General features: G+C 65.4%; 18 protein-coding genes and 1 pseudogene. 13 read left to right on the top strand and 6 right to left on the bottom strand.

Going from position 1 to position 19,577, the window contains the following annotated elements; translation table 11 throughout:
- Positions 1-15: 15 nt before the first annotated feature.
- The 4 genes from ACQKOE_RS00470 (at position 16) to ACQKOE_RS00455 (ending at position 2,519) form a co-directional block, all read left to right on the top strand.
- Complete coding sequence (locus ACQKOE_RS00470) at positions 16-351, top strand: LapA family protein (RefSeq protein ID WP_374590148.1); 336 nt, start codon at positions 16-18, stop codon at positions 349-351.
- The gene (pyrF, locus tag ACQKOE_RS00465; RefSeq protein WP_427511091.1) at positions 348-1,025 is read left to right on the top strand and encodes an orotidine-5'-phosphate decarboxylase; all 678 of its coding nucleotides are present in this window, start codon (positions 348-350) and stop codon (positions 1,023-1,025) included. The genes ACQKOE_RS00470 and pyrF overlap by 4 nt, the downstream gene beginning before the upstream one ends.
- Before the next feature lie 78 nt (positions 1,026-1,103).
- Positions 1,104-1,850, top strand: a complete 747-nt coding sequence (locus ACQKOE_RS00460; protein WP_427511090.1) for an SIMPL domain-containing protein — start codon at positions 1,104-1,106, stop codon at positions 1,848-1,850.
- A 24-nt stretch (positions 1,851-1,874) separates the two neighbouring features.
- A complete protein-coding gene (locus ACQKOE_RS00455) occupies positions 1,875-2,519 on the top strand; it encodes a phosphoribosylanthranilate isomerase (RefSeq protein WP_427511089.1) in 645 nt (214 codons plus the stop codon).
- 57 nt (positions 2,520-2,576) lie between these two features.
- Here the strand turns inward: ACQKOE_RS00455 and ACQKOE_RS00450 are convergent, their stop codons facing one another.
- Entirely contained in the window at positions 2,577-3,038 is a 462-nt protein-coding gene (locus ACQKOE_RS00450) for an outer membrane protein (protein ID WP_427511088.1), read from the bottom strand.
- Between the two features lie 232 nt (positions 3,039-3,270).
- Between ACQKOE_RS00450 and trpB the strand changes: the two genes are divergently transcribed.
- The 5 genes from trpB to ACQKOE_RS00425 all read left to right on the top strand — a co-directional run bounded on the left by trpB (position 3,271) and on the right by ACQKOE_RS00425 (position 8,004).
- A complete protein-coding gene (gene trpB / locus ACQKOE_RS00445; RefSeq protein ID WP_427511087.1) occupies positions 3,271-4,488 on the top strand; it encodes a tryptophan synthase subunit beta in 1,218 nt (405 codons plus the stop codon).
- 94 nt (positions 4,489-4,582) lie between these two features.
- The gene (locus ACQKOE_RS00440; RefSeq protein WP_427511086.1) at positions 4,583-4,924 is read left to right on the top strand and encodes an endonuclease domain-containing protein; all 342 of its coding nucleotides are present in this window, start codon (positions 4,583-4,585) and stop codon (positions 4,922-4,924) included.
- Positions 4,921-5,721, top strand: a complete 801-nt coding sequence (gene trpA / locus ACQKOE_RS00435) for a tryptophan synthase subunit alpha (RefSeq protein ID WP_427511084.1) — start codon at positions 4,921-4,923, stop codon at positions 5,719-5,721. The genes ACQKOE_RS00440 and trpA overlap by 4 nt, the downstream gene beginning before the upstream one ends.
- Positions 5,718-6,566, top strand: a complete 849-nt coding sequence (accD, locus tag ACQKOE_RS00430; RefSeq protein ID WP_427511082.1) for an acetyl-CoA carboxylase, carboxyltransferase subunit beta — start codon at positions 5,718-5,720, stop codon at positions 6,564-6,566. Before trpA ends, accD begins: the two co-directional genes overlap by 4 nt.
- A 130-nt stretch (positions 6,567-6,696) precedes the next feature.
- Positions 6,697-8,004, top strand: a complete 1,308-nt coding sequence (locus ACQKOE_RS00425; RefSeq protein ID WP_427511080.1) for a bifunctional folylpolyglutamate synthase/dihydrofolate synthase — start codon at positions 6,697-6,699, stop codon at positions 8,002-8,004.
- Between the two features lie 100 nt (positions 8,005-8,104).
- On the opposite strand, the gene ACQKOE_RS00420 is transcribed toward ACQKOE_RS00425, so the two are convergent.
- Positions 8,105-9,478 (bottom strand): AmpG family muropeptide MFS transporter, encoded by a 1,374-nt coding sequence (locus ACQKOE_RS00420; protein WP_427511079.1) that lies wholly within the window; start codon positions 9,476-9,478, stop codon positions 8,105-8,107.
- Positions 9,479-9,525: 47 nt separating this feature from the next.
- On the opposite strand from ACQKOE_RS00420, the gene ACQKOE_RS00415 reads away from it, so the two are divergent.
- The 3 genes and pseudogenes from ACQKOE_RS00415 to rsmD all read left to right on the top strand — a co-directional run bounded on the left by ACQKOE_RS00415 (position 9,526) and on the right by rsmD (position 12,503).
- Positions 9,526-10,716, top strand: a complete 1,191-nt coding sequence (locus ACQKOE_RS00415; protein WP_427511078.1) for an aromatic ring-hydroxylating oxygenase subunit alpha — start codon at positions 9,526-9,528, stop codon at positions 10,714-10,716.
- Between the two features lie 279 nt (positions 10,717-10,995).
- A pseudogene (locus ACQKOE_RS00410) lies at positions 10,996-11,742 on the top strand (pseudouridine synthase); the annotation flags it as partial.
- A gap of 206 nt (positions 11,743-11,948) precedes the next feature.
- A complete protein-coding gene (gene rsmD / locus ACQKOE_RS00405) occupies positions 11,949-12,503 on the top strand; it encodes a 16S rRNA (guanine(966)-N(2))-methyltransferase RsmD (protein ID WP_427511076.1) in 555 nt (184 codons plus the stop codon).
- Between the two features lie 486 nt (positions 12,504-12,989).
- Here rsmD and ACQKOE_RS00400 read toward each other — a convergent pair whose 3' ends face one another.
- Together ACQKOE_RS00400 and ACQKOE_RS00395 are read right to left on the bottom strand one after the other, a co-directional pair.
- On the bottom strand, positions 12,990-14,255 hold the full coding sequence (locus ACQKOE_RS00400) for an MFS transporter (RefSeq protein WP_374590169.1): 1,266 nt from the start codon (positions 14,253-14,255) through the stop codon (positions 12,990-12,992).
- A gap of 110 nt (positions 14,256-14,365) precedes the next feature.
- A complete protein-coding gene (locus ACQKOE_RS00395; protein WP_427511075.1) occupies positions 14,366-14,809 on the bottom strand; it encodes a Fe-S oxidoreductase in 444 nt (147 codons plus the stop codon).
- 118 nt (positions 14,810-14,927) lie between these two features.
- On the opposite strand from ACQKOE_RS00395, the gene ACQKOE_RS00390 reads away from it, so the two are divergent.
- Positions 14,928-17,201, top strand: coding sequence for an ATP-dependent helicase (locus ACQKOE_RS00390; protein ID WP_427511074.1), 2,274 nt, complete (start codon positions 14,928-14,930; stop codon positions 17,199-17,201).
- Here the strand turns inward: ACQKOE_RS00390 and ACQKOE_RS00385 are convergent.
- Together ACQKOE_RS00385 and ACQKOE_RS00380 are read right to left on the bottom strand one after the other, a co-directional pair.
- On the bottom strand, positions 17,198-18,076 hold the full coding sequence (locus tag ACQKOE_RS00385) for an FkbM family methyltransferase (protein ID WP_427511073.1): 879 nt from the start codon (positions 18,074-18,076) through the stop codon (positions 17,198-17,200). The two genes, ACQKOE_RS00390 and ACQKOE_RS00385, sit on opposite strands and share 4 nt — an antisense overlap.
- Positions 18,077-18,140: 64 nt before the next feature.
- Positions 18,141-19,502: a DEAD/DEAH box helicase gene (locus ACQKOE_RS00380; RefSeq protein WP_427511072.1), complete on the bottom strand. Its 1,362-nt coding sequence runs from the start codon at positions 19,500-19,502 to the stop codon at positions 18,141-18,143.
- Positions 19,503-19,577 lie beyond the last annotated feature (75 nt).

Here is a 19,577-nt window from a genome sequence, read left to right as displayed (position 1 = left end):
ATTGGAAGGAAGCCCATGCAACTGATCCGCACGCTCCTGCTGCTCATCGTCACGATTGCGCTGGTCGCCTTCATCGCGATCAATTGGCAGACGGTGCCGCTCAACCTCTGGCCCTTGCAGGACGGGAACTACGTCCATTTCGAATGGCCGGTCGGGTTCATCGTCCTGGTTTCGATCGCGCTTGGCTTCGTGCCGATGTGGCTGCTGCACAAGGGTGCGCGCTGGCGCATGAACCGGCGGATCAGCTTTCTCGAAAACACGCTGAAATCGGCCAGCCAGTCCGATCCTTCGGCCATTGCCACATCCACCCAACTCGAAGCCCGTCAGGAGCCACCGGCATCCCCGCTATGACCACCAATCCGATCTACCTCGCCCTCGACTTTCCCCGGCTCGAGACGGCTATCGCTGTCGCGCAAAAGGCCAAGGCCCACATCGGCGGGGTAAAGCTGGGGCTGGAATTCTTCTGCGCCCATGGCCACCACGGCGTGCTGGAAGTGCACAAGCTGGGCCTGCCGATCTTCCTGGACCTGAAGCTGCACGACATTCCCAACACCGTCGCCGGCGCGATGCAGGCGATCCACGTGCTGGAACCGGCCATTGTCACGGTCCACGCCGCAGGCGGACGGGCGATGATGGAAGATGCCAAGGCCGCTGCGGGAGAGAACTGCAAGGTCGTCGGCGTCACCCTGCTGACCAGCCTGGACGGGGGCGACATGGCCGCAACCGGCATTTCCGGCGAGCCGCAGGATCAGGTCATGCGCCTTGCCGAACTGGCCCGCGATTCGGGGCTGGACGGGATCGTCTGCTCTGGCCACGAAGTCGGTGCGGTTCATGCCATGTGGCGCGACGGGTTCCTGGTGGTTCCGGGCCTGCGCCCTGCCGAAGCCTCGCTTGGCGACCAGAAGCGCGCGGTCACCCCGCGCCAGGCTCGCGACGCGGGAGCGAGCGTGCTGGTGATCGGCCGCCCGATTGCCCGCGCCGAAGATCCCGCCGCCGCTGCCCGCGCAATCGAAGCAACGCTTTGATATCCGGGCCGTTGCATTCAGGTGGGGGCAATCTGACAGGGATTAGCAGCGCGGGGCTTAAGCACAGGAGATAGTGCCATGAAAAAGCTGACGTTTCTTCTCGCTCCGCTCGCCCTCACCCTGGCCCTGCCCGCCGCCGCGCAAGGGCCGGTTGGCCAGCCTTCGATTGCGGCGAGTTCGACGCTCCTGTCCCTCACCGCGCAGGGCAAGTCGACCCGCACACCCGACCTCGCGGTATTCAACGCAGGCGTGGTCACCCAGGGCGCGACTGCCAGCGAAGCGCTTTCGGCCAATGCCGCAGCCATGAACCGGGTGATCGCCACGCTGAAGAAAGCGGGCATTGCCGACAAGGACATCCAGACCAGCCAGATCAGCCTGAACCCGGTCTATAGCCAGCCCGAATATGGCCCAAACGGCGTGCCGCGCCAGGAGCCCCGGATCACCGGATACCAGGCGGTCAACAACGTCACCATCCGCAGCCGCAACGTCTCCGGGTTCGGCAAGGTGCTGGACGCGCTGGTTGCGTCGGGGGCCAACCAGGTGAACGGCCCTTCGTTCCAGATGGCCGAACCTGCCGCCGCCCTGGATGAAGCGCGGCTGGACGCAATGAAGGAAGCGCGCGCCCGCGCCGATCTCTATGCCCGCGCCGCTGGCCTGCGCGTGGTGCGGATCGTTTCGATCAGCGAAAGCGGCGGCTTTGCTCCGCCCCAGCCGGTCTATGCCCGCGCGATGAAGGCGGAAATGGCCGCTGCCCCCACGCCCATCGCGGTGGGCGAGGTAGAAGCCGAGGTGAGCCTGAGCGTACAGTTCGAACTGGCGCCCTGATCGCAGGCAGGCTAGGCGCGCGGCATGGCTGCGCGCACCCAGATCAAGATTTGCGGGATCAATTCCGCCGGCTCGCTCGAAGCGGCAATCGCCGCCCGGGCGAGCCATGCCGGTTTCAACTTCTTCCCGCCCTCCCCTCGCTTTGCCGCGCCTGACCTGGCGGGGCAGCTTTCGCAAGCGGCGGCGGGCCGGATCGTTCGCGTCGGCGTTTTCGTCGATGCAGACGATGCCTTTCTGGCCCAGACCCTCGCCGCTTCACCGCTCGATGCCCTGCAATTCCATGGCGCGGAAAGCCCGGAGCGCGTGGCCCAGGCCAAGGCCCACTTTGGCTTGCCAGTCTGGAAAGTCCTGTCGGTTTCCGCGCGGGAGGACCTGCCCCGCGCCCAGAACTATGCCGGCGCGGCGGATTTCCTGTTGCTCGACGCCAAGACGCCCAAGGGCACGCTGCCCGGCGGCATGGGCCTCAGCTTTGACTGGAACCTGCTGAACGGCTGGCAATCGCCGCTGCCCTGGGGCCTGGCCGGCGGCCTGTCGCCCAGCAATGTTGCCGAGGCTGTCCGCAGGACCCAGGCGCCGCTGGTCGACACCGCCTCGGGCGTGGAAAGCGCGCCGGGGGTGAAGGACGCTGACCTGATCGCCGCATTCTGCCAGGCTGCCCGCGCCGCCTAGGAAAAGGGCGGCCCGTTGCCAGGCCGCCCTCCATTCGGTGTTTTCCGATCGGGTGGATTAGAACTTTACGCCGACGCCGCCAACCAGCGCGTCGCCATCGGCGACAACGTCGTTCTTGAAATAGTGGCGGTATTCGGCCTTCACATAGAACGGACCGGAGATCTTTTGCTCCACGCCCGCACCCAGGTGCCACTGGCCTTTGCATGCGTCGCAGGCCTCAGTGGTATAGCCGCCAGCACCGTAGAGCGCGGTGCCGGTTCCAGCCTTCACGCCGAGGCGGCCGGTCGCGCCGAACGCAACCTTGGTGCCTTCGGTGCCGATCTTGTCGCCCGAGAATTCCAGACCGGCAAAGGTGGTCTGGCCCAGGTCGAAGTCATAGCCCACGGCTCCGCCCCAGGTGTCTTCGCTGGTGCCGTTCGACCAGATCACGCCGCCGCGTGCTTCGACGCGGGTTTCGTTGGCCAGAGCCGGCGAAGCCAGCGCAAGCGAGGCGAGCAGCGGGAGGACGATCTTACGCATTTGAAACTCCTTTACGATTCAGCCCCGGTACAGGGGTCGAGGAGCTAAGTAGGAACCGTCAGCTTGCGCGCCGATGAACTACGCGTTCAGAAATTGCACAAACCTGAATTTATGTGGCCAAGTTGCAACACTAAGTAACAAGTCATTGAATTCTTGTTTCCGACTGCTTCCCCTTTTGGCGCTGCGCCAAGGCTGGACTTCGCGGCCCCGCTCTGCCAAGCGCTAGGCCATCATGACTGCAAACCCGACAGCGAATTCCTTTCGCAACCAGCCTGACGAACGCGGCCACTTCGGACAATTCGGGGGTCGCTATGTCGCCGAAACGCTGATGCCGCTGATCCTGGACCTTGAGCGCGAATACAACGCGGCCAAGGCCGATCCGGCGTTCCAGGCCGAATTCGACGACTTGCTTGAACACTATGTCGGCCGGCCCAGCCCGCTCTATTTCGCGCCGCGCCTGACCGAAGAACTGGGCGGCGCGCAGATCTGGTTCAAGCGAGATGAGCTGAACCACACCGGCGCGCACAAGATCAACAATTGCATCGGCCAGATCCTGCTGGCGATCCGCATGGGCAAGACCCGGATCATCGCCGAAACCGGCGCGGGCCAGCACGGCGTGGCCACGGCCACGGTCTGCGCCCGCTTTGGCCTCCCTTGCGTGGTCTACATGGGCGCGACTGACGTGGCGCGGCAGGCGCCCAACGTGTTCCGCATGAAGCTGCTCGGCGCGGAAGTGGTCCCGGTCACCGCGGGCGCCGCGACGCTGAAGGACGCGATGAACGAGGCGCTGCGCGACTGGGTCGCCAATGTGCACGACACTTTCTACATCATCGGCACCGCCGCAGGGCCGCACCCCTATCCGGAACTGGTCCGCGATTTTCAAAGCGTGATCGGCAAGGAAGCCCGCGCCCAGATGCTCGCCCGCACCGGCCGCCTGCCCGACCTGCTGGTCGCGGCGATCGGCGGCGGCAGCAATGCCATCGGCCTGTTCCACCCGTTCCTCGACGACGCAGACGTGAAAATGCTGGGCGTCGAAGCGGCAGGCTATGGCCTGGACAAGGACCACGCCGCATCGCTGGCTGGCGGCCGCCCCGGCATCCTCCACGGCAACAAGACCTACCTGTTGCAGGACGAGGACGGCCAGATCGTCGAGGGCCACTCGATCAGCGCAGGGCTGGACTATCCCGGCATCGGTCCGGAACATGCCTGGCTGCGCGACGTCGGCCGCGTCGATTACACCAGCGTCACCGATGACGAGGCCCTGGCCGGCTTCCAGCTGCTCTGCCGCACCGAAGGCATCATCCCCGCGCTCGAACCCAGCCACGCCATCGCCGCCGTGATGAAAGTCGCGCCCACCATGCCCAAGGACAGCGTGATCCTGGTCAACCTGTGTGGTCGCGGGGACAAGGACATCTTCTCCGTTGCGGAACACCTGGGGGTGAAGCTGTAGCAGCAAAGCCCTCTCACCTTCAGGGGAGAGGGTTGGGAGAGGGGCTTTGCGCGACCGAAGGCTTACCAACTTTGCCCGCGAAAACCGCACGGCCATGTCGGAGCCTGCCTTGCGCATGTGGCTGGAACTGCGTGCCGCCCGGTTCATGGGCATCAAGTTCCGCCGCGAAAAGGTGATCGGGCCGTACATTGCCGATTTCGCCGCGAACGATCCAAAGCTGGTGATCGAGATCGACGGCGATACGCACGATGCCAATGACGGAAATGACCACATCAGGACTGGCATTCTGAACCAGCATGGCTATCGGGTGGTGCGTTATTCGAATGTGGATGTCATGCATAATCTGGAAGGTGTCTTGATGGACCTGGCGGCTGTGATTGCTGAATTGCGCCCCCCTCTCCCAACCCTCTCCCCTGAAGGGGAGAGGGCTAAGTGAGCGCGCGCCTCTCCTCCGCATTCGCCAAGGGCCGTCCGGCTCTCGTCACCTTTGTCACCGGGGGCGATCCGACGCCCGATGCGACGCCCGTAATCCTTGACGCCTTGGTCGAAGGCGGGGCCGACGTGATCGAGCTGGGCATGCCCTTCACCGACCCCATGGCCGATGGCCCGGCGATCCAGGCTGCCAACCTGCGCAGCCTGGGCGCTGGCACCAAGACCGCCGACATCTTCCGCATCGCCGCCGATTTCCGCGCGCGCCATCCGCAAGTGCCGCTGGTCCTGATGGGCTATGCCAACCCGATGACCATTCGCGGGCCGGAATGGTTTGCCGAGGAATGCCGGAAAGCCGGGGTGGACGGCGTGATCTGCGTCGACATTCCGCCAGAGGAAGACCCGGAGCTTGGCCCTGCCCTGCGCGCGGTTGGCGTTTCGCTGATCCGCCTGGCGACGCCGACCACGGATGACGCGCGCTTGCCCGCCGTTCTGGAAGGCTCATCCGGCTTTCTCTACTACGTCTCGGTTGCCGGGATTACCGGCATGCAGCAGGCCGCAGTCGGTTCGATTGCCGAGGCCATGGCGCGGATCAAGGCCAAGGCGACGATTCCCGTCGCGGTCGGCTTTGGCGTGCGCACGCCCGAACAGGCCGCTGCCTTTGCCAAGGTGGCGGACGGCGTGGTGGTCGGCTCGGCCCTGGTCGATCTGGTCGGCCAGCACGGCGCCGATGCCGCCGGACCTGTGCGTGACTTGACCAAGGCGCTTGCCGATGCCGTCCATTCCGCTAGGGAACTGGCATGAGCTGGCTAGATCGTGTTCGCAAGGCGCTGCCCTTCACGGAAAAGCGCGACACTCCCGACAATCTCTGGACGAAGTGCCCTTCGTGCAAGGAAATGCTCTTCACCAAGGAGTATGAGGAAAACCAGTCGGTCTGCCCGCGCTGCGACCATCATGGCCGCATCGGCGCCGACGCGCGCTTTGCCCAGTTGCTCGATGCAGGCTTCACCATCCTTGAATCGCCCAAGGTCAAGGAAGACCCGCTGAAGTTCAAGGATCAGAAGAAGTATCCGGAGCGGCTGAAATCGGCCCGCGCCGCCAATCCGCATCCCGACGCCCTGACCAATGCCCTGGGCAAGATCGAAGGGCACAAGGTTGTCCTGGGCGTGCAGGACTTTGCCTTCATGGGCGGTTCGATGGGCATGGCCGTGGGCGCGGCGTTCGTCGCCGGGGCGGACAAGGCGCTGAAGGAAAAGTGCGCCTATGTGATCTGCACCGCAGCGGGCGGGGCGCGGATGCAGGAAGGCATTCTCAGCCTGATGCAGATGCCCAAGACCACGGTCGCAATCCGCCGCCTGAACGCTGCGGGCCTGCCCTACATCGTGGTCCTGACCGACCCGACCACGGGCGGCGTCACGGCCAGCTATGCCATGCTGGGCGACATCCAGATTGCCGAACCGGGCTGCCTGATCGGCTTTGCCGGCCAGCGCGTGATCCAGGACACGATCCGCGAAAAGCTGCCCGAAGGGTTCCAGCGCGCCGAATACCTGCTCGAACACGGCATGATCGACATGGTCGTCCACCGCCGCGACCTGAAAGCCAAGCTGGCCAGCGTGCTGGAATTCCTGACGGCGGCAAAGGCGGCGTAATTACGGGTCCGCCAACACGGATCGACGGCTTTACCTCCCCTCCCGCCTGCGGGAGGGGTCGGGGGAGGGCTTGTGGGGATTGGCCGGAAACAGGCCCTCCCCTAACCCCTCCCGCAGGCGGGAGGGGCATTTGAAAGACTTCGCCATCTCGGACAATCCGCGGGTCCAGGCGCAGCTGGACCGGCTTGGCGCGCTGAGTCTGCCAAGCGGGCGGCTGGGGCTTGAGGTCATTCACGAACTGCTGGCGCGGCTGGGCAATCCGCACCGCGCCCTGCCCCCCGTTTTCCATGTCGCCGGAACCAATGGCAAGGGCAGCACCTGCGCCTATCTGCGCGCGATGCTGGAGGCCGAAGGGCTGACCGTCCATGCCGCGACCAAGCCGCACCTCGTTCGCTATAACGAGCGCATCCGCATCGCGGGAAAGCTTGTCGAGGATGACCTGCTGGCCGATTTGCTCAAGGAAGTGCTGGACCTGGGCGCGGACCTCTCGCCCAGCTTCTTTGAAGTGACCACGGCGGCGACCTTCCTGGCCTTCCACCGTATTCCCGCCGATGCCTGCGTGATCGAGGTCGGCCTTGGCGGGCGCTTCGATGCCACAAATGTGCTGGACGGACAGGCTGCCTGCGGGATTGCCTCGCTGGGGATCGACCACAAGGAATTCCTGCTCGCGCCCGAAAAAGGCGTTCCCGAAGAGCCGCTGTGCCGCATCGCCTTTGAAAAAGCCGGCATCGCGCGCGCGGGCGTGCCGCTGGTGACGCAGTCCTATCGGGCGGACGTGACCAGGACCGTGATCGACCACGCGATGCAGGTCGGCGCCCGAACCGCGATCCGCGATCTCGACTGGTCGGCCCGGATCGACGCGCAGATCGCTTATCGCGACCGCCATGGCGAACTGACCTTGCCCCTGCCCGCGCTGGCCGGAAAGCACCAGGCCGATAACGCGGCGCTGGCCGTCGCCATGCTGCGCCATCAGGACAAGGTCCACGTCTCGCCAGAGGCCATGGCGCGCGGCATCCAGGCCGCACGCTGGCCCGCACGGCTGCAATTGCTGGGCGAAGGACCGCTGACCGCACTGGTGCCGGGTCGCAAGGTCTGGCTGGACGGTGGGCATAATGCCGATGCGGGCCTCGCCATCGCCCGTCACTTTGCCGACCAGCCGCCGCTCCATCTCATCACCGGGATGCTGGCGAGCAAAGACCCTGCGGCCATCGTCGCGCCGCTGAAGGCCCACCTGCTTAGCCTGTCGGTCGTCCCCGCACCGGGCCACGAAGCACACCGACCCGAGGACATTGCCGCCCACGCCGATGTGCCGGTTCAGGCCTTTGCCGACGTGGCCGCGGCGCTAAAGGCCCTGCCGCCCGAAGGCGACGTGCTGATCGCCGGTTCGCTCTACCTTGCGGGCGACGTGCTGCGCCGGAACCGCGAGTTTCCGGACTAAGACTCCGAACGGATATGAAACCCCGCTCAGGCTGAGCCTGTCGAAGCCGGGTTGGCCAAAATCACCCTTCGACAAGCTCAGGGTGAGCGGAATACCTAGACTAATCGTCCTGCGTGCTCGGTTGGCGGACGCTCTGCACCAGATAGCCCTTGTTCCACAGCAGCCACAGCAGCAGCATCCCGGGAACGGCGGCGACCACGGTAAAGCCCCAGAAGCCCACCCAGCCCAGCTTTTCCGCCACCACGCCAGCGGGCGAGGCCAGCCAGGTGCGCCCGAATGCCGCGAAGGATGACAGCAGGGCGAACTGGGTAGCCGTATAGGCCAGGCTCGACAGGCCGGAGAGGTACGTCGTGAAGACCGTCAGGCCGATGCCGCTGGTCAGGTTCTCGGTCACGATGGCCAGAACCAGCATCCAGTAATTGTTGCCGCTAAGCGCCAGCAGCATGAACATGACGTTGGAGAACATCATCAGCAGGCCGGAGATCAGCAGCGCCCGGCCCATGCCCAGCCACAGGATGAACGGCGCGCCCAGAGCCGAACCCACGATCAGCGCGGCAAAGCCCCACAGCTTGTTGGCCGAAACATAGTCCAGATCGGCAAAGCCCAGATCAACGATCATCGGCCCCAGCATGGTCTGGCCCATGGCATCGCCGACCTTGTAGATCAGGACGAAGCCCAGGATCAGGAAGGCCCCATGGCGGCCCAGGAATTCGCGGAACGGGTTGAACACCGTTTCCTTCAGCCACTGTCCCGCGCTCATTCCGCTGGCATTGGCAAAGCGATCGACAAAGCGGCCAGGCCCGGCCCAGATCGCGCCGATGATCGCGGGGATGATGCAAAAGGCGGTCAGGCCATAGCCCATCGCCCAGCCCAGCCCCAGCCCCTCGGTCGAGGCAAGATAGACCGTCCCCGCCCCGGCGATCAGGTTGCCAGTACGATAGCCGAACTGGTTGGTCGCCGTGCCGTGCGCGAATTCGTCATCGTCCAGGATCTCGATGCGATAGGCGTCGATGACGATGTCCTGCGTCGCGGAAAGGAAGGCCGTGACAATCGCCCAGAACACGAAGGGTCCCATGTGCCCGGTCTGCGGATCGCTGGCTCCGAGTTGCCAGATCGAGACGAACAGCAGCGCCTGGACGAAAAACAGCCAGCCGCGGCGTTGCCCGAATGCCCGGGTCAGGAACGGCAGCGGCAGCTTGTCGACCAGCGGTGCCCAGAGGAACTTGATCGTATAGGGCGTGCCTAGCGCCACGGCGAAACCGATGGTGGCCGTGTCGATCCCGACCTTGGCGAGCCAGAACGTCATGGTCGCGACCAGCAGGGTCAGCGGAAAACCGCTCGAAATGCCGAGCAGGAAGGTGATCATCGGGTTCTTGCGCAGATAGGGCCGGAACAGCGGCACCCGCGTTGCCAGCAAGCCCAGACCGATCAGCACGCCAGCGAAAATGACAAAGCGAATGAGATCGACCGACATCCAGACCTTCCTTTAAATTTGGCGCGAACCTAGCGCCGAAATGCGGTATGACCAGCCCCATGGAGAGGACTTCCACCGTTCCCGGCGTGCTGCCGGGCGCTCGCCCGACTGATGGCCAGCTTGCCCTGGCCCAGACGATTGCCCAGGGCTGCACCCGCATCGAGCGCGGGATCGCGACCGTGCCCGCGTCGGTCTATACCGATCCGGCCCATTGGAACTGCGAGAAGGACAGGCTGTTTTCCCGGCTGCCGCAGGTGCTTTGCCCTTCGGCCTTGCTGCCTGAACCGAATATGGCCGTGCCGCACGATGCCACCGGCAGGCCGCTGCTGATTACCCGCGACGGCGAGGGCAAGGCGCATGTTTTCCTGAACGTCTGCCGCCACCGCGGCACGCGCCTGGTCGAAGGCAGCGAGGTCCAGTGCAGCAAGCGGATGACCTGCCCCTATCACGCCTGGACCTTTTCCACCGACGGGCGCCTGCTGGCCCTGCCCCGGCCGGAAACGTTCCCCGGCCTCGACAAGGCGGACTATGGTCTGGTCGAGCTGGAGAGCTGCGAGGCTGGCGGTCTGATCTGGTACGCGCCGCAAGGCGGGGCCGATTTCAGTCACGCGGTTACGCTGGGCGCGGATTTTGACGCCTTTGCCATGCGCGACCTGCACCTGTTCCGGCGCAAGACGCACGAGGTCGCTTCCAACTGGAAGCTGATCATGGATGCCTTCCTGGAAAGCTATCACGTCGCGCGGCTCCACGCCGCAACCATCGGTCCGTTCTTCAAGGACGGGGTGACGAGCGGTGACCAGATCGGCCCGCACCAGCGCAGCCTGGTCTGCCGCGCCGAGGAACTGGAAGGCGTCGACTTCACCGACATGGCCGCACTGCGCCGGATCGGCACTTTCGCCTATCAGCTGTTCCCCGCGACCGTGCTGGTGATCAGCCCGGATTACGTCAACATCATGGCCCTCTGGCCCCAGGCGCATGACCGCACCCTGGTCGAGGATTTCATGCTGATCCCGGAAGAGCCGCAGACCGACAAGGCGCGCAACCACTGGGAACGCTCGTGGAAACTGCTCGACGGCGGAGTCTTTGCAGGGGAGGACTTCCGCGCCGCTGCACTGGGCCAGCAAGGTCTGGAAACGGGCGCGGTGCCGCACCTGACGCTCGGCACGCTGGAAGGCGGAATTCGCCGCCTGCATGAGATCATCGCGGAGCAGATGGCGCTGGCGGAAGGCCGAGCCTGACCAGCCCACCCGCTCAGGCTGAGCCCGTCGAAGCCGGATTTCGAGCACCCACACCCTTCGACAGGCTCAGGGTGAGCGGAAAGTAACACCCAATCCCGTTCGTGGTGAGGAGGTGCTGAAATCGTAGATTGAAGCACCGTCTCGAACCACTGCGTCAAACCCTGTCCTTCGAGACGAGCCCTCAGCCTTCGGCTTCGGTCTCTCCTCAGGACGAACGGTGAAATGGGCCCCATTCCCCCAACCCTTCCCCAAATTGCCATCAGCGGCTAAGGGCAGGCGATGAACTCCCCAGAACAGCCCCGCGAAGGCGAACGCATCGCCAAATTGCTTGCCCGTGCCGGCATTGCCAGCCGCCGCGAGGTGGAGCGGATGATTACCGAAGGCCGCGTCAAGCTGAACGACGAGGTGCTGACCACGCCCGCCACCGTGCTCAAGAACCTGAAGGGCGTGACGGTGGACGGAAAGCCGGTGAAGGCGGCCGAACCGACCCGGATCTTCATCTTTCACAAGCCCGCCGGCCTGATCACGGCAGAGCGCGATCCTGCCGGTCGCCCGACGATCTACACCGCCCTGCGCAATGCCCTGCCCAAGGATGCGGGCCGGGTTATGCCGATCGGGCGACTGGACTTCAACACCGAGGGCCTGCTGCTGCTGACCAACGATGGCGAGTTGAAGCGGGCGATGGAACTGCCCGCCACCGGCTTGCCGCGTACCTACCGCGCCCGCACCTTTGGCGACGTGACCCAGGCCCAGCTGGAAGAGCTGATCGAAGGGATCGAGATCGACGGCGTGCGCTATGGTAAGATCGACGCCAATCTGGAGCGCAGCACCGGGCGCAACCAGTGGATCGAAGTGACCATCACCGAAGGCAAGAACCGCGAAGTCCGCCGCGTGCTGGAACACCTCGGGCTGGAAGTCAGCCGCCTGCTGCGCACCGCCTATGGCCCGTTCGAATTGCTGGACCTGCCGCGCGGGCAGGCGGTGGAGATTCGCCAGGTCGAAGTGGAACGCTTCCGCCGCGCGCTGGTTGGCGGCACCGGTACGGACATCAAGCTCAGCGCCCCGCAGCAGGCCCGCGCCCGCATCGCGCGTTCGGCTCCGCGCCGCAGCGAGGATGCCCCGCGCAAGCCTGCTGCGCCCAAGCCTGGCCCAGCGCGCTCCGGTCCTGCACGGCCTGGCCAGGCAAAGCCCGGCGCGCGCAAGCCTGCTCCGCGCAAGCCCGGTCCGCGCAAATGAGCCTGCGGATCATTGCCGGGGAATGGCGCGGGCGCAAAATGCAGGCCCCGGCGGGTGACACCACGCGCCCCACTGCCGACCGCACCCGCGAAACGCTGTTCTCCATGCTGGTCAGCCGCATCGGCGATTTTGACGGGCTGGCCGTCGCCGACCTGTTCGCCGGATCGGGCGCATTGGGGCTTGAGGCTCTGTCGCGCGGCGCGGCGAGCTGCATTTTCGTCGAGCAGGATGCTGCCGCGCTGCGCGCCCTGCGCGCCAATATCGGGGCCCTGCGCGCCGCGCCGCAATGCGACGTGCGAGCAAGTTCGGTCCTGGCACTGGGACCGGCCAAGGCTCCGCTTGACCTGGTCCTGCTCGATCCACCCTATGGCTCGGGCGCGGGCGCGGTTGCGCTGGACAAGCTGCAACGGCTGGGCTGGATCGGCGAAGGCACCTGGGTCAGCCTGGAAACGGCGGCTGACGAGGAACCCAAGGTCAAGGGCCTGGAAACCGTGGCCGACCGCAAGGTCGGCAAGGCCCGCATCACTCTGCTGCGGCAGCCCGCACAATAAGCCGTTCGTCCTGAGGAGGCCGCGAAGCTGCAAGCTGAGTGGCCATCTCGAAGGATCATGCGTGACGCTCTGGTTCGAGACGGAACCTCTGCCTGCGTCTTCGGCTCCTCCTCACCACGAACGGGTATTGAAAAGCTCAAAGCCTAAACCGTCACCCCGGCGCAGGCCGGGGCCCAGCGGGCGTAGCGCAAGGCCGAGCCGCCACAGAGTTTCGCACAGAGAACGCAGAGGACGCAGAGGTGAAGCGCTTTGGCGCCTCTGCTTTCCTGTTTTCGACAAGCCAATATGACAGAGCCTGCGGCAGCAAGGACACCTTTCTCTGCGTCCTCTGCGTTCTCTGCGCGAAACCCTTTGCGCCCTTTGCGCCTTTGCGCGAACCATCGCCCCCGTTCGTCCTGAGCAGCCGTGTCGATGGACCGCGCAAAACGCCGTGGTTCGAGACGGAACCTCAGCCTGCGGCTTCGGCCCCTCCTCACCACGAGCGGGTTAAACTGACTGGGGGTTTTCCTTGGCCACGGCCACCCCGATCAAGGTCGCCAGTCCTGCCAGCGAGAGCAGCAGGCCAACCTGTCCGCCCTGCCCCAGTTCGGCCATCTTCTGCGCGCCGATGGGGGTCAGCGCTCCGCCGACGATCCCGCCGACGTTGAAGGCCAGCGAAATTCCGCTGTAGCGCACGGTCACGGGAAATAGCGTCGGCAGCCATGAACCCAGCGGGCCGTAGACGAAGCCCATGACCATCAGCGCGACCGACAGCGTGACGAAGATCACCAGCAGTGAACCCGACGTCAGCCCCGCGCCGAATACCGCGCCGAGCACGATGGTCATGACCCCGCCCAGCAGCATGACCGCGCGCGGACTGGTCTGATCGGCGCGGATCACCGCCAGCAGGATGCCCAGCGCAAAGAAGCAGTTGGCCCCCAGTTGCACCGCCAGGAACGTCTCGCGCGAATAGCCCAGCGCGGTCGTCCCCTGGGCAAGCGCATAGGCGGTCGAGAGGTAGAAGATCGCAAAGCAGGCAATCGCCCCGGCCGTGCCCGCCAGCACTGCGCCAAGGTGATGCTTGAACAGGACCGCGACCGGCACGGCGGGCGGCGGCTTGCGGTGCAGCGCCTCGCGGAAGGCCGGAGTCTCCGCAATCCGCAGCCGCACCCACAGACCCAAGCCCACCAGCACGGCGCTGGCCACGAATGGAATGCGCCAGCCCCAGGCCCGGAAATCCGCATCGGAGAGGAACAGGCCAAGCAGCAGGAACAGGCCATTCGCGGCCAGAAAGCCCACCGGCGCGCCGAACTGCGGGGCCGAACCGAACCGCGCTTCCCACCCCTTCGGGGCATATTCCACCGCCAGCAGCGATGCCCCGCCCCATTCGCCGCCCAGCCCGAAGCCCTGGCCAAAGCGCAGAATGCACAGCAGCAGCGGCGCGACCCAGCCGACCATCGCATAGGTCGGCAGGAAGGCGATCAGCAGGGTGGAAACGCCCATCAGCATCAGCGAGGCGACCAGCGTCGACTTGCGCCCGATCCGGTCGCCGTAATGGCCGAACACGATCGCGCCGACGGGCCGGGCAAAAAAGGCCAGCCCAAAGCTCATGAAAGCGAACATCGTCTGCGCCGCGGTGCTTTCCGCGGGAAAGAACAGCGGACCAAACACCAGCGCCGCCGCCGTGGCGTAGATGTAGAAGTCATAGAATTCGACCGCCGTGCCGGTAAGCGAGGCGGTCAGAATACGGGCGTGTTGGCGAACCGGATGCATGGGCGCATCTGGTTGCGGCCCATCGCCCTCAAGTCAAACGAAAAGGGCGCCGGACCCGGGACCAGTCCGGGCCGACGCCCCTCGCGCGTGTCCCGCGGGACCAGTTCGGGTTACACGCCGCCAGGATTGCGGCAGCTGTCCTGCCGCTTCTTGGTGCAAACCGGATAGACCTTGTTCATCGCCTCTGGCGGCGGGGGAGTCAGTGCGCCCTTGTAGGGTCCGGCGCGATAGGCCGGATCGGCAGGCCGTGCTGGCGGGACCGCGTCGGATGCACTGGCCGGATTGGGCGGCGTGGCCGAAGGAACGCCCAGTCCCGGCGGGTTTGCCTGAATGACCGTGGGGTCTGCTGGGGTGGCGGGAGTGGCGGGGGTTGCGGGTTCTGCCGGGGTCGCCGGTTCAACGCCGGGGTCCGCCGGAATTGCGGGGGTGGCAGGCTCTGCCGGAGTGGCGGGCGTTGCAGGCGTCACCGGCGGGGTCGGGTGGCTGTGCTGGGCCAGCACGGGCACGGCGGCCAGCGACACAGCGGCAGCGCCCAGGACAAGCAGGTGCTTCATGGATCTTCCTTTCCTGGTGTGGACCGGAATCGAACGAACGCCCGGAATGCCGGTTCCGGCGCAACGCCCAGCCGCACGGCTCTTGCGCCGAACAGCTTTGTTCCCTAGCTGTTCGCGCGTGCAAGTTCCCATCGATCCCCAATCCGATCCACTGCTGAGCGGGCTGAACCCGCCGCAGCGCGAAGCTGTTCTGACGACCGAAGGCCCGGTGCTGATGCTGGCGGGGGCCGGAACGGGCAAGACTGCGGCGCTGACCGCGCGACTGGCGAATATCGTCCGCAGCCGCCTCGCCTGGCCCAGCGAAATCCTCTGCGTCACCTTTACCAACAAGGCGGCGCGCGAGATGAAGGAACGCGTCGGCCACCTGGTCGGGCCGGCAGTGGAAGGGATGCCGTGGCTTGGCACGTTTCACGCGATTGCGGCCAAGATGCTGCGCCGCCATGCCGAACTCGCCGGGCTGCAAAGCAATTACACGATCATCGATACCGACGATCAGCTGCGCGTGCTCAAGCAGCTGATCCAGGCCGAAGGGCTGGACGAAAAGCGCTGGCCCGCGCGGCAACTGGCCGGCTGCATCGACCGCTGGAAGAACAAGGGCCTGTTGCCAGCGGACCTTTCCGCTGCGGACAGCGAGGCCTATGCCAATGGCCAGGGGCAGAAATTCTACCGGCTCTACCAGGACCGCCTGAAAGCGCTGAACGCCTGCGATTTTGGCGACCTGCTGCTCCACATGCTGAACATCCTGCGCACCAATCGCGAGATTCTGGAGCAGTATCAGCAGCGCTTCAAATATATCATGGTGGACGAATACCAGGACACCAACCAGGTCCAGTACCTGTGGCTGCGCCTGCTGGCCCAGGCGCGCAAGAACATCTGCGTGGTGGGCGACGACGACCAGTCGATCTATTCATGGCGCGGCGCAGAAGTGGCCAATATCCTGCGGTTCGAACAGGATTTTCCTGGCGCGAAAGTGATCAAGCTGGAGCAGAACTATCGCTCCACCCCGGACATCCTCGCCGCCGCATCCGGCCTGATCGACGCCAACAGCGAGCGGCTTGGCAAGACGCTGTGGACCGAGCGGAATGGCGGCGACAAGGTTCGCGTCATCGGCGTCTGGGACGGACCGGAGGAAGCGCGGCGGATCGGCGAGGAAGCGGAACGGCTGGAGGGCGAGGGCGCTTCGCTGGCCACGGTCGCGATCCTGGTCCGCGCGCAGTTCCAGACCCGCGAGTTCGAAGACCGCTTCATCGCCATCGGCCTGCCCTACAAGATCGTGGGCGGCTTCCGCTTTTACGAACGCGCCGAAATCCGCGATGCCCTGGCTTACTTGCGGATCATCTCGCAGCCGAGCGACGACCTGGCGTTCGAGCGGATCTACAATACGCCCAAGCGCGGCCTGGGCGACAAGACGCTGGAAAAGATGCACCGACACGCCCGCGCGCGGGGCGTGCCGCTCAGCCTTGCGGCGGTGGAGATCGCCGACACGGACGAATTGCCCGCCCGCGCCCGCAACACGTTGATCTCGCTGATGCGCGACATTGCCCGCTGGCGCGACCTGGCCAAGCAGACAACGCCTGCGGAACTGGCCCGGACCGTGCTGGACGAAAGCGGCTACACCGCTGCCTTGCAGGCGGAAAAGAGCGCGGAAAGCGCAGGCCGGCTGGAGAACCTGGCCGAACTCGCCCGCGCCATGGAAGAATACGAAACGCTGGGCGATTTCCTCGAACACGTCAGCCTGGTCATGGACAACGAGGCGAACGATGCCGCCGAAAAGCTGACCATCATGACCATCCATGCCGCCAAAGGACTGGAATTCGACCACGTCTTCCTGCCCGGCTGGGAAGAAGGCGTCTTCCCCAGCCAGCGCGCGCTCGACGAAGGGGGGCTGGCCAGCCTGGAGGAGGAACGCCGCCTCGCCTATGTCGCGATCACCCGCGCGCGGCGGCGCTGCACCATCCTGCATGCTGCCAACCGCCGCATCTATGGCCAGTGGACCAGCTCCATCCCCAGCCGCTTCATCGGCGAACTGCCCGACGCTCATATCGAGCAGGAAAGCACGCTGTCTGGCGGGGCCTCGCTGTGGCGGGCGCAGTGGTCGGAGCACGGCGACCCCTTTGCCCACGTCGCGCGGGGCAATACGCGCGGTCCGGGCTGGCAACGCGCGGCAGCGCAAACCTATGACCCCACGCCGCGACGCCTGCCCGAGGCAACCCGCAGCGCGGCCAGCTTTGCCGCCAAGCCGCGCAGCGACGTGGCCATCGGCTCACGCGTGTTCCACGACAAGTTCGGTTACGGCAAGGTAACCGCGCAGGAAGGCAACAAGCTGGAGATCGACTTCGAAACTGCCGGACCCAAGCGGGTGATCGACAGTTTCGTGAAGCTGGCGGACTAGATCGTTCCGTTGACCAGACGGAACTGCGGTGCTGCCTGGCAACGCCGCGAAAGTTCGTCAGGTGCCCGGACGAAAATGGTGTTCTGGCCGCCCCGCCCAACTGGTTGCAAGCGGCGCTTATTCCAGTCGTAGCGGCAGGGCAGGAAACCCGCCGCGCGCATCCGCTCAACCAAATCGCCATCGGAATGGCCGTAGCGCGCACCCGATCCGTTCGTCTCCATCACCACCGCGCGCAGGCCAGGGTTGCTCAGAACTGACTGAGCGCCATCGAGCACGGCCAGCTCGTGTCCCTCCACGTCGATCTTCAGAACCAGCGGGATGCGCGTGCGGCACAGTTCGTCGAGCGTGGTCACCGGAACGGTCACGACCGGCCCGCTCTCCCGCTGCCGCGCGACCCGGTTCATCGTATCCAGCCCGGCGGTGAAAGTCAGCATGCCGGCACTTGCCGATAGCCCGCAGCAACGAAGTTCCACCCGCACACCCAGGGCGTTGAGTGCGATATTGTCGGCAAGGCTGGAGAAGGTCGACGGCACCGGCTCGACCGCAATCGCATCGGCCTGCGCGGCGCCTGCCGCCAGCACCGTATAGCTGCCCACATTGGCCCCGACATCGACGAACAGGTCGCCGGGTCGCAAAACGTGGAGCACAAAGGCCATATCGGCACACTCGTGCAATCCGGTGTACCAGTTGCCCGTCGCCCCGGTCATGCCCCGCCTTACCAGCAGCCGGGTCTCGTTCACGAACGGAAGGACTGCGGCTTGACCAAGAATGCGGCTGGCCAGCTGCCACCGCACGAAACGCGCAACCGCCGCCGCCCTGCCCGTTCGATTGAGCGGGTGCCGAACGATAAATCCTAGCAATTCCAGAAGGTTCAAGTCCGCCCCCTTTAAGCGGCGGACCTAGACCAGGTATTATTGCGGGGTCAATCCAGCCGCAGGGTTAAAGCGCCGAAACACCCAGGAAGCTGGGGACCGGGCCGTTCCACACGCCCGGCTCGTCCACTTCTTCTTCCTCGCGGCGGGATTTGCCGCGCGATTCGGCCCTCGGCGGCTTGGTGCCGTCGCGCTTGGGACGATCCTGGCGCGGCTTTTCGGCGCGTTCTTCGCGGGGGGCTTTGGCTTCGCGCGGTTCCTTGGCGGCGCGCGGCTTTCGCTCGGCGCGTTCCGGCTTTTCAGCCTTGCCCAGATCGACCGTGTAGACCGGGATCTTGCCGCCGGTCAGCTTTTCGACATTCTCGATCGCTTCCTGGTCTTCGGGCGCGACCAGCGTGAAGGCGCGGCCCGTGGCGCCGCCGCGACCGGTGCGGCCGATGCGGTGAACATAGTCGTCCGGGTGCCACGGCGTGTCGAAGTTGAACACGTGCGACACGCCCTTCACGTCCAGACCGCGCGCCGCGACGTCGCTGCAGCACAGGATGTTGATCCCGCCGTCCTTGAACCGGTCCAGCTCGGCAATGCGGGCCGACTGGTCCATGTCGCCGTGGATTTCGCCCGCCGCAAAGCCGTGGCGCTGCAGGCTCTTGGCCAGCTCGCGCACCGTGGTCTTGCGGTTGCAGAAGATCATCGCCGTCTGCACCTCATCCGCCTTGAGCAGGTGACGCAGCACTTCGCGCTTCACGCGGTTGGAAGCCACCGGAACCTTGTGCTGGGCAATGTTGGTGTTGGTCGTCGCCGGACGAGCAACCTCGATATATTTCGGATTGCTCAGGAACTTGTCCGCCAGCTTCTTGATCGGCGGCGGCATGGTCGCGCTGAACAGCAGGGTCTGGCGGTTGGTCGGCAGCTTGGAACAAATCGTCTCGATGTCCGGGATGAAGCCCATGTCGAGCATCCGGTCCGCCTCGTCGATCACCAGCAGGTCGCAGCCGGTCAGCAGGATCTTGCCGCGCTCGAACAGGTCCATCAGGCGGCCGGGCGTGGCGATCAGCACGTCGACGCCGTCGTTCAGTGCCTTGACCTGATCCCCCATCTGCACGCCGCCGATCAGCAGCGCCATCTTCAGGTCGTGGTTCTTGCCATAGGCTTCGAAGTTTTCAGCGACCTGCGCGGCGAGTTCACGAGTCGGTTCCAGGATCAGGCTGCGCGGCATCATCGCGCGGCGACGGCCGTGGGCGAGGATGTCGATCATCGGCAGCACGAAGCTGGCAGTCTTGCCCGTGCCGGTCTGGGCAATGGCGATGAGGTCCTTCATCATCAGGACGCTGGGGATCGCCTGGGCCTGGATCGGCGTGGGCGTATCGTATCCCTTCGCGATGACCGCGTTCAGCAATTCGTCGGACAGGCCGAGATCGGCAAATTTCATGGGCAGTTACAACTGTTAGAAGAGGGACGCGGGCCGAACCGGATGAAGGGTGCTCCAAGCAGCCGCAGGCTTGCC

The organism is Novosphingobium sp. NPDC080210, from assembly GCF_050281025.1.
Taxonomy (GTDB): domain Bacteria; phylum Pseudomonadota; class Alphaproteobacteria; order Sphingomonadales; family Sphingomonadaceae; genus Novosphingobium.
This window is presented reverse-complemented; position numbering and strand designations above follow the sequence as displayed.